Source organism: Novosphingobium sp. 63-713 (assembly GCF_001898925.1).
Taxonomy (GTDB): Bacteria; Pseudomonadota; Alphaproteobacteria; order Sphingomonadales; family Sphingomonadaceae; genus Novosphingobium.
In genome coordinates, this window is record NZ_MKVS01000048.1 from 87,685 (window position 1) to 101,854 (window position 14,170).

Consider the following 14,170-nt stretch of genomic DNA (forward strand, 5'->3'; position numbering starts at 1 on the left):
GGCAACCCGTCAATTCGTGGTGTGGCAGAGCGTGGCGACCAGCGACCCCAGCCCCACCGAGTTAGATCCCTTTACAAGCACCGCATCGCCCTGCGCCAACCCAAAGTCGGCCAGAGCCTTGGCGGCCTCTTGCGCGTTGCTGCAATGGGCGAAGGGGATGGGCTTGCCAAGCGCGCCGGGGCCGGATTTCCCCAGTTCCTGCGCCAAAGCGCCCATTTCATCGCCCACCAGCACCGCATAATCGACTTTGGCCGCCATCATAGGCTCGGCCAGCCCGGCATGAAGCGCCGGGCCGAAATCGCCCAGTTCCTTCATCGCGCCCAGCACCGCGATGCGCCGCTTGGCCGGTTCTTCCGCCAGGACCGAGAGCGAGGCGCGCATCGAGGCCGGATTGGCGTTGTAGCTTTCGTCGATCAGCAGCGCCTTGCCGCCATCGGCCAGCTCGATCCCGCTGCGCATGCCGCGCCCGGCCAGCCCCTGCATCTCGGCCAGCGCGAGGCCCGTCGCGCCCAGATCGCCGCCCACCGCGCGCACCGCCGCCACAACGGCCAGCGAGTTCATCACCCAATGGTCGCCCGGCATCGAAACCGAATAGCACAGCCGCGAATCGCCCAGATCCACCGTCACCAGCGTACCGCCCAACATGCCCGACAAGGCATCGAGCAGGCGGATATCGGCATGGGCCGCCCGGCCATAGGACATCACCTGCGCCCCGCAGGCGATGGCGGCGGCGCGCAGGCGTTCGTAATGGGGAATATCGGCAGGGATGATGGCGATCCCGCCCTCATGATCCTCAAACCCTTGCAGGCCTTCAAAAATCTCGGCCTTGGCGTCGGCAATCGCCTCCTCGCTGCCCAGATTTTCGATATGGGCGGGGGCAATGGTCGTGATCACCGCCACATGCGGGCGGGCCAGAGCGGTCAGTTCGCGGATCTCGCCCGCATGGTTCATGCCCATTTCGAAAATGCCGTAGAGCGTGCGCTGCGGCATCCGCGTCATGCTCAAAGGCACGCCGACATGGTTGTTATAGCTTTTGACGCTGCGATGGGCGCGGCCATGGCTGGAACGCTCCAGCGCGGCAAAGATCGCCTCCTTGACGCTGGTCTTGCCCACAGAGCCCGTCACGCCGATCACCCGCGCCTCGGGCAGGATCCGCTCCCGCGCCGCCCGCGCCAGAGCCTGAAGCGCGGCAAAGCTGTCCTTGACCAGCACATGAGGCCGATCAATCGGCTGCTCGACCACAGCCGCCACCGCGCCCAGCTCGAAAGCCTTGTCGAGGAACTTGTGGCCGTCCATCGCTTCGCCGCGCATGGCAAAGAACAGGCCGCCCTCCACGATCTCGCGCGAATCGGTGGCGACATTGGAAATCTGCGCCTCGCCAAAGGCCTGCCCGCCCGTGGCCGCCGCCACTTCGGCCAGAGTCCAGAGCGCCAAAGGCTGTCCGTCCTCTGCCGTCACCGGCCATTCCCGCAGTTTCGCTTTTGCCGCCATTATACTTTCTCCCCGGCCGCTTCACGCGCCACGGTCACATCATCAAAAGGCAGGACACGCGCATCAGGCCCACGCCCGACGATCTGTCCCTGCTCATGCCCTTTGCCCGCGATGAGCAGGATGTCATCCCTTTTCGCCTGCGCTGTCCCCTGAAAAATCGCCTCGCGCCGGTCGCCGATCTCGATCAGCCGGTCCGGCGCCCCCGCGATCACCGCCGCGCGGATGGCCGCCGGGTCCTCGCCCCGCGGGTTGTCGTCGGTGACGATGGCGATGTCGGCCTGCGCTCCGGCAATGGCGCCCATCGGCGCGCGCTTGCCCGCATCACGGTCGCCGCCTGCGCCAAACACCACGATCAGCCGCCCCTTTGTATGCGGGCGCAGCGCGGCAATCGCGGCCTCCAGCGCATCGGGCGTATGGGCATAATCGACATAGGCCGGCGCGCCCGCCGCATTGATCGCCGCGCGCTCCAGCCGCCCACGCACCGGGGCCAGACGGCCCAAGGCGTCAAACACCTGCGCGGGGTTCAACCCGCCGGCGAGCGCCAGTCCGGCCGCCACCAAGGCATTGGCCGCCTGATAGGCCCCGATCAGCGGCAGGTTGATCCGCCGCTCGGCGCCCTCATGCACAATGGTCAGCACCTGCCCCAGCGGTCCCGGCTCGCGCCGGATCAGGCGGATCGTCTCGCCGCCCTCGCCCACGGTGATGAGGCGCAGTCCGCGCGCGCGCACGTGCTCGATGGCCCGCGCGCTCCACGCATCATCGGCCCAGACCACCGCCGATCCGCCATCGACCACCACCTCGTCGAACAGGCGCATCTTGGCGGCGAAATAGTCCTCCATCGTCGCGTGATAATCGAGATGGTCGCGGCTCAGATTGGTAAAGGCCCCCGCCGTCACGCGCGGCCCCTCGCTGCGATATTGCGACAGGCCATGGCTCGACGCCTCATAGGCGACATGGCTGACGCCCTCGCGCGCAAGCCCCGCCAGATTGGCCAGAAAGGTCACGATGTCGGGCGTGGTCAGGCCGGTATAGGTCGTCTCATCCGCCGTGGTGATGCCCAAAGTGCCGATGCTGGCCGCGCTGTGTCCGGCCATGCGCCAGATCTGGCGCAGCATTTCTACCGTGCTGGTCTTGCCGTTGGTGCCGGTCACGGCCACCAGCGTTTCGGGCAAGGGCGCATAGAAAGGCGCGGCCAGACGCGCAAAGGCCCGGCGCGGATTGTCATCCACCAGCGCCACCGCGCCCGCCGCTTCTATCGCCGCGCGCGCCTCGGGCCGGGCCACAATGGCCACCGCGCCAGCCTTGACCGCCTGCGCGATAAAATCCTCGCCATTGACCGTGGCGCCCACGAAAGCGCCGAACACATTGCCCGGCGCGACCTTGCGATTATCAATGGCAAATCCGGTGACGTCCACGTCACCGGCACCAACGCCAAAGCCGGTGACTTCCACGTCACCGGCTTCCACCTTGTCCCCGCCTTGGATCAGGTCGGCTAGCCTCATTCGCCGTCTCCATTGGCGATCAGCGGAGCGATGTCGCTGATATCAATGTCGCGCGTGGCGTCCGGCATCACCCCCAGCAAGGGGCCGATGCGCGGGATCACCCGGCCCACGATGGGCGCGGCGTTCCATGCGGCGGTGCGCTGGAAACTGGTGGCGGCATTGGCCTTGGGCTGGTCCAGCGTGGCGATCACGACATAGCGCGGGCGGTCCATCGGAAAGGCCGAGGCAAAGGTGGCCACCACGCGGTCGTGGTGATAGCCCTGCGCGTCGGCCACTTCGGCGGTGCCGGTCTTGCCGCCCACACGGTATCCCACGGCATTCGCGCTGCGCCCGGTGCCCACATCCACGATCGAGCGCAGCAATTGCCGCATCCGCGCGCTGGTCGAGGCCTGCCACACGCGGCGACCGGCGGGGGCCTGCCCCGGCGCGATCTTCTGCAAGGTGGCCGGGCGCCAGATCCCGCCATTGACCATGGCCGAATAGGCGCTGGCCAGATGCAGCGGGGTGATCGAGAAACCATGGCCATAGGAGGCCGTGACCGTGGTCACGCGCGACCAAACGCCGTTCTTGTCGCCCCGCGGCCAGATCGGGCGTCCGCGCGCGGGCAGCTCGATATAGGGCCGCTCGTTAAAGCCCAGCGCTTTCAGCGTGGTCTGCATCTTCTGCGCGCCCAGCTGATCGCCCACCTGCGCCAACACGATGTTGCTTGAATGGATCAGCGCCTCGATGATGTTCAGGCTGGCGCCGTAATTCTCGTGATCATGCACGGTGATCCCGGCGATTTCCAGCGGATGGTCCGATGGATAGCGGCGGGCAAGATTGGTGATGATCCCCGCATCAATCGCGCTGGCCACGGTGATCGGCTTCATCACGCTGCCCAGCTCATAGGTCTGGTTGGTGGCGCGGTTGAAGATATTGGCCTGCTTGCTGGGATCGCTGTCTGAAATATCCTGCGGGCGCAGGGCGTTGGGGTTGAAGCTGGGCAGCGAGGCCAGCGCCATCACTTCGCCCGTGTCAACATCCATCACGATGCCCGCCGCGCCCTTGGCCTGCGCGCGGGTCATGCCCCACATCAGTTCATCCTCCAGCGCGCCCTGAACCCGCGCGTCGATGGAAAGCACGGCGGGCGCGCCGCGCGTGGCCGGATCCGTCAACTGCTTCTGGAACACCGCCTCCATGCCGACCTGGCCCATTCCCTTGCTGTCAACATAGCCCAGGATATGGGCCGCCATCGTGCCCTGCGGATAATAGCGCTCGGCCTCACGCGGGAATTCCAGCGCCGGTTCGCCCAGCGCATGGATGCGGTTGGCATCCTCGGGCAGGATGCGGCGGCGCAGATAGCCCGCCTTGCCTGAAGCGAGGCGCCGGGTCAGTTCCTCGACATCCTCATCGGGAAAGATCTTGACCAGCGCGGCGGCCAGATCGGCGGGCGAGCGCACCAGCGGCGAGCCTTCGCCCATCGCACGGGGGTTGAACCAGAGCGCATAGGCCGGAAAGGCGCGCGCCAGCGGCACGCCGTTGCGATCAAGAATATCGCCGCGGTCGGGCAGGCCCGCCATCCCCTCACCCCCCGGACGGCCGGGATCGGACAGGCCCAGATGCGCAATGCGCAGCAGCGCCAGCAGCAGCAGCATGGCAAAACCCACCAGCACCCAGAGCGCGCGAAACCGCGCCTGCGCCAGCGCAAGGGCCCGCACATTCTTGAGAACACGGGCCTTTTCCGCGCCCTGCCCTTGCAAAATGACGCCCTTATCCACCATTCCCGCCGCCAGAGTGTTCATTCGCGATGCCCCGTATTCTGACCCGTCCGCCCGGAAAAGCGAGCCAGATGCTCGGAGATATCCTCGGATTTCTTTGCCTTCTTCGCCGCCGGCTCCGGCTTGGCGCCCATGCCCAGCACGGCAAAGGGCGAAGATGGCTTGGCCTCCACCGCCATCATCGTGCGCACCGAGGCATTCACCGCATCGGCCGAGGCCACGCGGATCGGATCGGGCGCATCGGGCGAACGCGGTTTGCCAAGGGCGGCGAGCTGCCGCTCGCTCTCCAGATATTGCCCGACCGTGGGCGCGCTATAGCCAAAGTCCACATCGTTGAAGGCTTTGAGCTGCTGCTGGCTGGCGCGCGTCTCGAACTCGGTTTCGAGGAACAGCTTTTCCTGCTTCAACTGCGCGATCTGTCGCTCGGCCAGGCGCACCTGACTTTTCACCGCATTGACGCGGAACGTCAGCGCCAGCGTCAGGGCCAGACAAATCACCAGGGACATGCCCCAGCCGATCGTGTGCATGCGATCACGGGTCAGATTCACGGGCGCCTCCGGGAGCCAGCAGGACGAGCGGGAACATCGGTGCGCGTGGCAAAGCGCAAAGTGGCCGAGCGCGCGCGAGGGTTGCGGTTCAATTCCACCTCGCCCGCGCGAATGGCTTTGGAAATATGGCTGTAGACGGCCGGAGCCGCGCTTGCGGCGACCGGCATATAGCGCGATGTGGCGCTGGCCACGCCGCTGGCATCCTTGAAGAACTGCTTGACGATGCGGTCCTCAAGGCTGTGAAAGCTGACGATGGCCAGACGCCCGCCGGGGCTGAGCAGGCTCTCGGCGGTGGCCAGCAAAGCCTCCAGCTCGCCCAGCTCGTCGTTCACATGGATGCGGATCGCCTGAAAGCTGCGCGTGGCCGGATCCTTGGGCGCCCCCGGCTTATAGCCCAGCGCGCGGCGCACCACATTGGCCAACTGCCCCGTGGTTTCGAGCGGACGCGCGGCGACGATGGCGCGGGCGATGCGGCGCGACTGGCGCTCCTCGGCGTAATTATAGAGGACATTGGCGATCTCTTCCTCGGCCGCCTCGTTGCAGAAATCGGCCGCGCTCGGCCCTTCCTGCGACATGCGCATGTCGAGCGGACCATCGCTGGAAAAGGCAAAGCCGCGGCCCTGCTGATCGAGCTGCATCGAGGACACGCCGATGTCGGCCACCAGACCGTCAATCGCGCTCACGCCCGCCTGCGCCAGCGCATCGCCCACCTCGGAAAAGCGGCGTGGATGCAGGATCAGGCGGTCATAGCCCGCACCCCATTCGCGCGCAGCGGCAATCGCATCGGGATCGCGGTCAAACGCATGGACCGTGGCCCCCGCCGCCAGCAGCGCGCGCGTATAGCCGCCCGCGCCCAGCGTGGCATCGACGATGACCTTGCCCTCGGCAGGGGCCAGCGCGCCGATGACCTCATCGAGCAGCACCGGAATATGCGGGGCGTCATGCGGGATCGCGGCCAAAAGGCTGGTGGGGTGGCTCATTTGCGCGCCCTTCCGCCGGCTGCGGCCAGATAGCTCTCGCACGAAGCCTTGGGCCCGATCCATTCATCGCCCGCCATCGCCATCAGCACCTCGGGCGACCACAGTGTGAAATAATCCATCGTGCCGTGGATATAGAGGCCATCCGTGATCTTGGCCTGCGCCCGCATATGCGCGGGCAGGATGAAGCGGCCCGAATTGTCGAAAGCCACGCGCGTCAGATTACCAAAGACCAGCGCATCGCGCGCCCGGGTAGAGGGGCGACCGGCGGCCACATCAGCGGCGTGTTTCACACGGATTTCCTCGGCAAGCTGATTTTTGTACGACGTGCCGCAGGCGAACAGGCAGGGCCATTCCTCATGCTTGGCCACCAGCATCTCGTTGATGTTGTCGCTGGCCTCGGCCACGATCTTGCGGATGTCGGCGGGCAGGACGAAGCGCTCCTTGTCGCCCTTCGGCGAGAAGCCCTGCCCCATATAAATGACCGGGAAACCAGTCACCCCACCCACTACCTTTGCGAAGAAAGCCCCACACCGACAGGCAAAGCTTCGCCGCTTGCCGCAGCGCCATGGCCACGCCAAACCCCCGCAAAAGGACGGCTGAAACTCTACCCGATGATCATGTTCTATCGCGGAGTTTGCGGGCGGGAAAGGGACTTTACGGGAAAATCTGCCACTTTGTGGAAAAGAATGAAAATATCCTTATTTTTCAGATTTTTGATAGAATTCCGCCAAGGCCCATTTATTACCAAAACATTACCATACCCTCTATGAATCGAGGTCAATTCCGTAATTTCCCGGATGCGATCGGGGCCGTGAAAACACCTTTCCCGCCGATTCCCGCCTATCGGGATTCGCAAATCCGCCGCGATTCCCGCTGTTTTGACCGATTGCTGCGCCGGAGCGCCGCCCCGGTGGCATAAATTCCCGCGCGGGGCAGGTTTCTCCGCCCGTCGCGCCGTTTCCCTCAAGTGGCAGGCTTTCCCGCAGGTGGCAGGATTTCCCGCGCCCTCCATCGCGCGCAGGCAAAAGGCCGATCAAACTCCCGGCGCGGCGCGCCCGATCAATGCGGCGCGGCGGGTGTCACGCGGGGCGATGCGCCCGCTTGCGTCTTGCCCGCATCGGGCGAGGGAATGACACCGATATCGGCCAGCGGATCGCTGGTCCCCCCTGCGCTGGTGCTGGCCTGCGCGCTGGCGGCGGCGGCATCGTTGCGCCGCGCATTGTCCATGATGATATTGGCCAGCCCCACCAGCAGCAGCATCAGCGACAGGCCGAACAGGCCCACCTGCAGGCGCTGCACCATCTGCGCGCGGATTTCGCGCGGGGTCCGCTCAAATTCCGAGGTGGCCGGATCGCTGGGGCTGGAAGTCTCCGTCATCGCGGCGATCTTACTCCATCACGCCAGCCAAGGAAAGACCGGCAGCCCCTTCGCCTCCAGCCATGCCTTGTTATAGAGCGTCGAGAGATAGCGCAGCCCGGTGTCGCACAGGATCGTGGCGACGCGCGCGTCCTTCTTCCCCTCTGCCACCAGCTTACGCCCCAACGCCACCGCGCCCGCCACATTGATCCCGCTCGACAGACCCAGCGCCAGACCTTCCTCGGCCAGCAGGCGGCGGACCCATTCGAGGCCCTCGGGATCGGACATGCGGAATTGCGTGTCGATGGGCGCCCCGTCCAGATTGGCGGTGATCCGCCCCTGCCCGATGCCTTCGGCCACGCTGCTGCCCTCGGCCTTCAGCTCGCCATGGGCATAGTAATTGTACAGAGCCGCGCCATAAGGATCGGTCAGCGCGATGGTGATGTTTTCATCAAACGCCTTCAGCCCCAGACCGACGCCCGCCAGCGTCCCGCCCGTGCCCGCCGCACAAGTGAAGCCGTCGAGCCGTCCTTCCATCTGCGCCCAGATTTCGGGCGCGGTCGATTCGATATGGGCCTTGCGATTGGCGGTGTTGTCGAACTGGTTGGCCCAGATCGCCCCTTCCGTCTCCTCGGCCAGACGGCGCGATGTATGCACGAAATGCCCCGGATTGCTGAAAGGCGCGGCCGGCACCAGCACCAGTTCAGCCCGCAGCGCGCGCAAAGTGTCCATCTTCTCGCGGCTCTGGGTTTCGGGCATGACGATGATCGTCTTATAGCCCAGCGCATTGGCCACCAGCGCAATACCGATGCCGGTGTTGCCCGCCGTGCCTTCTACAATCGTGCCGCCCGGCTTCAACGCGCCCGAGCGTTCCGCATCGCGGATGATCCACAGGGCGGCGCGATCCTTCACGCTCTGCCCCGGATTGGCAAATTCGCACTTGCCCCAGATCTCGCAACCTGCCGCCTCGCTTGGCCCTTTCAGAAGGACCATCGGGGTGTTGCCAATCAGATCGAGGGTGTTTTGATAAACGGGCGCTTTCGTCATGGCGCCCTAGGTAGGGGGGCCTTGGCCAACGCGCAACGCATTTGCGCAAGGCACTCCTAAAGTCAGGCTTTTAGTCCGCCTCGGCAATCGTCACGCGCATGCCGTCGATGGCGTCGGTCACGGGCAGCTGGCACGACAGGCGCGAATTGCCGTCGCGGTGGTCGCTGCTGTCCAGCAGGTCGTCTTCATCGGCGCTGATCGCGGGCAGCTTGTCGGCAAAGGCCGGATCGACATGCACATGGCACGTCGCGCAGGAGCAGCAGCCCCCGCACAGCGCCAGCAGATCGTCAAAACCCGCATCGCGAATCACTTCCATCACGGTGCGGCCGGTCTGGGCCTCAACTTCCTTTTCTTCACCCGCAGTATTGACGATCACCAGCTTCGGCATATCAAATCCCTCTGTATGATGCGCAGTTATATGAAGCGCAGTTAGATGGAGCGCGGGGCAACCGGCGCTTGGCCACGGCTGCTATCGGCAAGCCGCCGGTTTGGCAACTGGCCGAATTGCGCAAAATTTTGTCATTTCCATTCACGAAACGGGCACAAATGGGACTTTCGGTGCAAGCAATTGAAATGGGGCTGAATAGCATCGCCCAAACCACACCGGGCATCGCGCAGGCGCTGGGCCGGGTGGGCTATCCCGAGCCGCGCATCCGCGCGCGCGGCCATGCCACCATGCTGCGCACCATCGTGGGCCAACAGGTTTCGGTGGCCGCCGCCTCGTCCATGTGGGCCAAAATGGTGGGCGTCGTGGGCGAGGAGGCCGACCCCGCCGCGCTGCTGGCCGCCGATTTCGACACTTTGCGCGCCTGCGGCCTCTCGCGCCAGAAGCAAGGCTATGCGCGATCCCTGTGCGAACTGGTGCTGGCGGGCGAACTCGATTTCACCGCCCTGCCCGCCGATGACGAGGAAGCCATCGCCCTCCTCACCCGCATCAAGGGCATCGGCCGCTGGTCCGCCGAAATCTATCTGTTGTTTGCCGAAGGCCGCCCCGACATCTGGCCCGCCGGCGATCTTGCCGTGCAGATCGGGTTGGGCAAACTGCTGGGATTGCCCGAGCGACCCAGCGAGAAAGAGACGCGGGTATTGGCCGAAGGATGGCGGCCGCATCGCGGAGCGGCGGCGATCTTTACCTGGCATTGTTATAACAATGCGGCGTTGTGAGGGGGGTAGGAAGAGAAGTTTAGATGCGAGGGACTCGTCCCTCGCGCTCCCATTACTGTATATGCTGCGCGCGGGGTTCGGCGTTTTGTGTCGGACGCACCGTTTCGAATTTTAAAGCCTGCGGCGCAGACACCGTTGACCTCCCCGCGCCGCAGGCTTTCAATCTCCACACACCCCAGCCAACCTGACGCCACCCCATAACGGGATTGCAAAGGGCCCCCGCCCTTTGCCCGCCGGAGGCAAAACCTTCTTCTTGGCAGCCCCCCCACTTTTCCCTATCGCCACCCCATCATGCCATCCAACGCCCTCACCGCCACTGACCTGTGCTGCCGCCGCGGCGACCGCTGGCTGTTTTCGGGCCTTTCGCTGAATTTGGCGCGGGGGCAGGCGCTCCATATTCTGGGCCCCAACGGCTTGGGCAAATCCAGCCTGATGCGGATGCTCGCGGGCCTGCTGCCGCCCAGCCCCGATCCGGTCAGCGGCATCACCGGCGCGATCGCGTGGGACGGCCCGCTGGCCCTGATGGACGAGCGCCACGGCCTTGATCTGGGCCAGCCTTTGGGCGCGGCGCTGGCGTTTTGGGCGCGGGTCGATGGGCCGGTGCCGGATGAGGCGATCACCGGGCTGGGTCTGGCCAATCTGCTCGATGTGCCGGTGCGTTACCTGTCCACGGGCCAGAAAAAGCGCGCCGCCCTTGCCCGCCTGATCGGCCAGAACGCGCCCAACTGGCTGCTGGACGAGCCGTTGAACGGCCTTGATGTCGCCGCCTGCGCGATGGTCGAGCGCATGGTCGCGCGCCACTGCGCGAGCGGCGGCGCCTGCATCATCGCCTCGCATCAGCCCTTGGGCATCCCCGCCCTCACCCGCCTCGACCTTGCCGGGTACGCGCTGTGAAGGGCGCCGCACTCCTCGCCATCCTGCGCCGCGACCTGCGCCTGCTTTTGCTGGGCAGCGGGGGCGGAGGCGGCATCATGCTGCCCATCCTGTTCTTCCTCGCGGTGGCCATCATCTTCCCCTTCGCCGTCGGGCCGGACCCCAAACTCCTCGCCCGCGTGGGCGGAGGGGTGATCTGGCTGGCCGCGCTGCTGGCCGCGATCCTGCCCCTCGACCGCCTGATCGAACCCGACCGTGAAGCGGGCCTGTTCGAGCAATGGGCGCTGCGCGGCATCTCCGAAGAAGTCATCGTCGCCCTGCGCCTGCTGGCCCACTGGCTCTCCTTCGCCCCGCCGCTCATGCTGGCCACGCTGCCCGCAGCCGCGCTTTTGGGCCTCGACGGACGCACCATAGTGCTGGTCGAACTCGGCCTCCTCGCCGGAACGCCGGGCCTCGCCGCCGTAGGCGTCGCCGTTGCCACCATCACCGCAGGCCTCAAAGGCGGCGCCGCGCTCGCTGGCCTGCTCTTCATCCCCCTCTGCGTCCCTCTCCTCATCTTCGGCGCGGGCGCCCTGGCCATCGGCGGCGAAAGCGGATTAGCGCTGGCGGGCGCGGCGAGTTTAGTGCTGGTGGCGCTGACGCCCTTTGCCGGGGCGGCGGCGTTGCGGGCGGGGCGGTAATTTTGCCTCTGGCGGGCAAAGGGACTCGTCCCTTTGCAATCCCGTTACTTTTCATATTGCACTGTCGATCAACGGCAGATCGAAGAACCTCGATCATCAGTCGAAACGGCAAAAGTTAATCGCCCCATGAAGAATATCGATGTATTTTTTACGACCGCCCTTTGGGATGAATATTTAAAAGTCATTCAGAGCGACATTAGCCATGCCGAAGAAAAATTGAAAGGCAAGGTCGAAGTTGACGACAACTGTTCCATTGGCGCCATTACTATATGCCTACTCAGCATGTTTGACGACATCGAGAAGGACAGAGCATATTGCAGAAGTATGGAAAGCTTGGTACCCTGGCAATTGGATACGGCCAATGGGAAGAAAATGTACAACCTAGGAATCTCACTGGCCATCCCAGCCAATTTATTCCTGAATTACAATAAAACCAGCTTTGCCAATTATTGTAAAAAGGAATTTATCGAAAAATCTTATTTATGGAAGAAAAAAGGCGTCGAAAAATTTGACAAAATTTCTGTTTCAGAGATAGTTTTTAACAATATTTTCTCATAAAGCCTACACCCCGCTGCCATCCTCGCGCCACCCCATTAACGGGATTGCAAAGGGCCCCCGCCCTTTGCCCGCCGGAGGCACCTAAACCCCTCTAAACAAACCTCGAAGGCCCAAACACCCCCGGATCGACCTCGCCAGCCTCCTGCCCCAGCAACAACCGCGCCGCCATTTCCGCCGCCGCAGGGGCCGTCTGGATGCCAAAGCCCCCCTGCCCCGCGCACCAGAAGAAGCCCGGCACCAAAACATCCCAGCCATAGACCGGCAACCGATCCGGCGCGAAACTGCGCAAGCCCGCCCAGCGATGCTCGACCGCCTCGACGCGCCAGTCCACCACGCCTTCAAACCGATCGATGGCCACGGCCACGTCGATTTCCTCGGGCGCGGCATCGCAGGGCGGCACGGGCGTTTCATCGTGAGGGGTCAGCCAGAGCCGACCGCCCTCGGGCTTGAAATAAAACGTTCCGGCCATGTCCATCACCAGCGGCATGTCGCCCTGCGCCTCCGGGGAAACGCGGATCTGGGCCATGGTGCGCCTTAAAGGCTGGATGCCCACGGGCCGCGCTCCGGCCATAACGGCCACCTCGTCGGCCCATGCGCCCGCGGCATTGACCAGCACGCGAGCGCGGATCTCGCGCCCGTCCTCAAGGCGCAGCGCCCAATCATCCCCCCGCCGCGCCTCGGTCAACCGCGCCCGCGTCCACACCTCGCCCCCGCCGCGCCGAAAGGCCGAAAGGTAATGCTGATGCAGCCCCGCCACGTCAATGTCGCGGCATGACGGCTCGGCCAATCCGGCCACCCATTGCGGGTCGAGGCCGGGCACCTGCGCCTCCATCGCGGCGCGGTCCAGCGCGGGCAGATCGACGCCAACGCCCGAAAATTCCTCGGCAAAATCCTGCAATTCGGGCAAATCCTGCGCCCGCGCCAGATGCAGCCCGCCGCGCGGATGCAGAAAGCCCAGTTCCTCCAGCACCGGCCCGGAGGCCAGCGTCAAAGGCTGAACCTGCGGCCCGCCATAGGTTTCCTGCCAGAAGGCCGCGCTGCGCCCGGTGGAATGGTATCCGGGGCGGTCCTCGCCCTCCAGCATGACCACAGACCCCGCGCCGCGCGCCAGCAAATGCGCGCCCAGCGAGGCGCCCGCCATCCCGGCGCCCACGATTGCTATATCAAACCTCTGGCTCATCCCCCGACCCAAGCCGCTCAGAGCGCGCGGGTCAAGTCCGACCTGATGGGCAACGCCACATGCTCGCCCAGAAATGCCTCGATCCGCGCCATGGCGGGCGCGCGCACCGCGTCCACCTCGCGCAGGATTTCATGGGCGGCCTCGGGGCCAAAGCTCATGATCTCGCCATGGGGCAGGCGCTGTGCCGCCTTCAGATTTGCCCGGTGGCACACCAGCCCATCGGCGGCGGTCGAGAGAATCAGCACCGGCGTCTCGACCCGCTCCAGCACGCCGGGCGCCATGAACGTCTCCATCGAGCGCAATCCGGCCGCCATCCAGCCCCAGCTGGCCGGGCCCATCGCCAGCTCGGGCCGCGCCGCGCGCCAGTCCATCTCCTGCTGATAGCGCCGCGCGTCATGGGTCAGCAGCCCTTTGCGCGCATGAAGCGAGCTGGCCGGTTTTTCCCCGCCGCTCCACGCCGGACGCCGCGCATCGCCCAGTTTGAGCATCGCCCAGCCCAACGCCTTTTGCGACCAGAAGGGCGCCCCGCCCGCCGCAAAGCCCAGCATCGGCGCCGAGAGCACCAGCGCATCGGGATCGACCCGCCCCTGCGCCAGCGCGCGCAAGGCCAGATGCCCGCCCATCGAATGGCCGATCAGCGCCACCGGCCCCGGCCTTTCGCCCCGCCCCGCCTGCTCGACTCTCCATTCCCGCCAGAACGCGGCCAGATCCTCGATCCACACCGAAAAATCATCAACGTGCCCGGTCGAGTCATCCATCCCCAGCCGCCCCGACCCGGCCTGACCGCGCCAATCGAGGCTGGTCACATGCCATCCGGCATCGCGCCATTCCTCCAGCGACTCGAGGTATTTTTCATAGAAATCGCCCCGCCCGGGCATGAACAGCAGGCTGCCGCGAGCATGATGGCGGGGGGCAAGATCGATTCGGCGGATCGGCCAGCCATCCGGCGCCATCCAGAATTGTTCAACGCCGCCCTCGGGAAGTTCCATTAGCACCTCTTTTACGCCTTGCCGCCCGCCAGCCCCCCGATTGCG

The 14,170-nt window shown here is 65.3% G+C and carries 16 protein-coding genes; 5 read left to right on the forward strand and 11 right to left on the reverse strand.

All coding sequences use genetic code 11. The features are described 5' to 3' along the window. Positions 1-9: 9 nt before the first annotated feature. The 6 genes from murF to BGP00_RS22815 are packed head-to-tail and all read right to left on the reverse strand — an operon-like array spanning position 10 to position 6,775. On the reverse strand, positions 10-1,491 hold the full coding sequence (gene murF / locus BGP00_RS22790) for a UDP-N-acetylmuramoyl-tripeptide--D-alanyl-D-alanine ligase (protein WP_292691776.1): 1,482 nt from the start codon (positions 1,489-1,491) through the stop codon (positions 10-12). Next, positions 1,491-2,993 (reverse strand): UDP-N-acetylmuramoyl-L-alanyl-D-glutamate--2,6-diaminopimelate ligase, encoded by a 1,503-nt coding sequence (locus tag BGP00_RS22795; protein ID WP_292691778.1) that lies wholly within the window; start codon positions 2,991-2,993, stop codon positions 1,491-1,493. Before BGP00_RS22795 ends, murF begins: the two co-directional genes overlap by 1 nt. Beyond that, positions 2,990-4,753, reverse strand: coding sequence for a penicillin-binding protein 2 (locus tag BGP00_RS22800; protein WP_168602853.1), 1,764 nt, complete (start codon positions 4,751-4,753; stop codon positions 2,990-2,992). The genes BGP00_RS22795 and BGP00_RS22800 overlap by 4 nt, the downstream gene beginning before the upstream one ends. 17 nt (positions 4,754-4,770) lie before the next feature. Further along, entirely contained in the window at positions 4,771-5,256 is a 486-nt protein-coding gene (locus BGP00_RS22805; RefSeq protein ID WP_246870016.1) for a hypothetical protein, read from the reverse strand. Between the two features lie 38 nt (positions 5,257-5,294). Then, complete coding sequence (gene rsmH / locus BGP00_RS22810) at positions 5,295-6,278, reverse strand: 16S rRNA (cytosine(1402)-N(4))-methyltransferase RsmH (RefSeq protein ID WP_292691781.1); 984 nt, start codon at positions 6,276-6,278, stop codon at positions 5,295-5,297. Further along, on the reverse strand, positions 6,275-6,775 hold the full coding sequence (locus BGP00_RS22815) for a division/cell wall cluster transcriptional repressor MraZ (protein ID WP_292922867.1): 501 nt from the start codon (positions 6,773-6,775) through the stop codon (positions 6,275-6,277). Before BGP00_RS22815 ends, rsmH begins: the two co-directional genes overlap by 4 nt. 68 nt (positions 6,776-6,843) lie before the next feature. Here BGP00_RS22815 and BGP00_RS22820 point away from each other — a divergent pair, with 68 nt between their 5' ends. Next, the gene (locus BGP00_RS22820) at positions 6,844-7,197 is read left to right on the forward strand and encodes a hypothetical protein (RefSeq protein WP_292691785.1); all 354 of its coding nucleotides are present in this window, start codon (positions 6,844-6,846) and stop codon (positions 7,195-7,197) included. Between the two features lie 140 nt (positions 7,198-7,337). Here the strand turns inward: BGP00_RS22820 and BGP00_RS22825 are convergent, their stop codons facing one another. The 3 genes from BGP00_RS22825 to BGP00_RS22835 form a co-directional block, all read right to left on the reverse strand. Further along, positions 7,338-7,655 (reverse strand): hypothetical protein, encoded by a 318-nt coding sequence (locus tag BGP00_RS22825; RefSeq protein ID WP_168602153.1) that lies wholly within the window; start codon positions 7,653-7,655, stop codon positions 7,338-7,340. An 18-nt stretch (positions 7,656-7,673) separates the two neighbouring features. Beyond that, on the reverse strand, positions 7,674-8,627 hold the full coding sequence (locus BGP00_RS22830; protein ID WP_292922869.1) for a cysteine synthase A: 954 nt from the start codon (positions 8,625-8,627) through the stop codon (positions 7,674-7,676). Positions 8,628-8,751: 124 nt separating this feature from the next. Next, complete coding sequence (locus BGP00_RS22835; protein WP_168602249.1) at positions 8,752-9,069, reverse strand: 2Fe-2S iron-sulfur cluster-binding protein; 318 nt, start codon at positions 9,067-9,069, stop codon at positions 8,752-8,754. Positions 9,070-9,227: 158 nt separating this feature from the next. On the opposite strand from BGP00_RS22835, the gene BGP00_RS22840 reads away from it, so the two are divergent. From BGP00_RS22840 to BGP00_RS22855, 4 genes are all read left to right on the forward strand, one after another. Then, entirely contained in the window at positions 9,228-9,845 is a 618-nt protein-coding gene (locus BGP00_RS22840) for a DNA-3-methyladenine glycosylase 2 family protein (protein ID WP_292691788.1), read from the forward strand. Positions 9,846-10,136: 291 nt separating this feature from the next. Then, positions 10,137-10,739, forward strand: coding sequence for a heme ABC exporter ATP-binding protein CcmA (gene ccmA / locus BGP00_RS22845; protein WP_292691789.1), 603 nt, complete (start codon positions 10,137-10,139; stop codon positions 10,737-10,739). Further along, positions 10,736-11,398: a heme exporter protein CcmB gene (locus tag BGP00_RS22850; RefSeq protein WP_292691791.1), complete on the forward strand. Its 663-nt coding sequence runs from the start codon at positions 10,736-10,738 to the stop codon at positions 11,396-11,398. Before ccmA ends, BGP00_RS22850 begins: the two co-directional genes overlap by 4 nt. Before the next feature lie 126 nt (positions 11,399-11,524). Beyond that, the gene (locus BGP00_RS22855; protein WP_292691792.1) at positions 11,525-11,956 is read left to right on the forward strand and encodes a hypothetical protein; all 432 of its coding nucleotides are present in this window, start codon (positions 11,525-11,527) and stop codon (positions 11,954-11,956) included. Between the two features lie 91 nt (positions 11,957-12,047). Here BGP00_RS22855 and BGP00_RS22860 read toward each other — a convergent pair whose 3' ends face one another. Further along, entirely contained in the window at positions 12,048-13,136 is a 1,089-nt protein-coding gene (locus BGP00_RS22860; protein ID WP_292691794.1) for an FAD-dependent oxidoreductase, read from the reverse strand. A 17-nt stretch (positions 13,137-13,153) separates the two neighbouring features. Next, complete coding sequence (locus tag BGP00_RS22865) at positions 13,154-14,125, reverse strand: alpha/beta hydrolase (RefSeq protein WP_292691795.1); 972 nt, start codon at positions 14,123-14,125, stop codon at positions 13,154-13,156. Positions 14,126-14,170 lie beyond the last annotated feature (45 nt).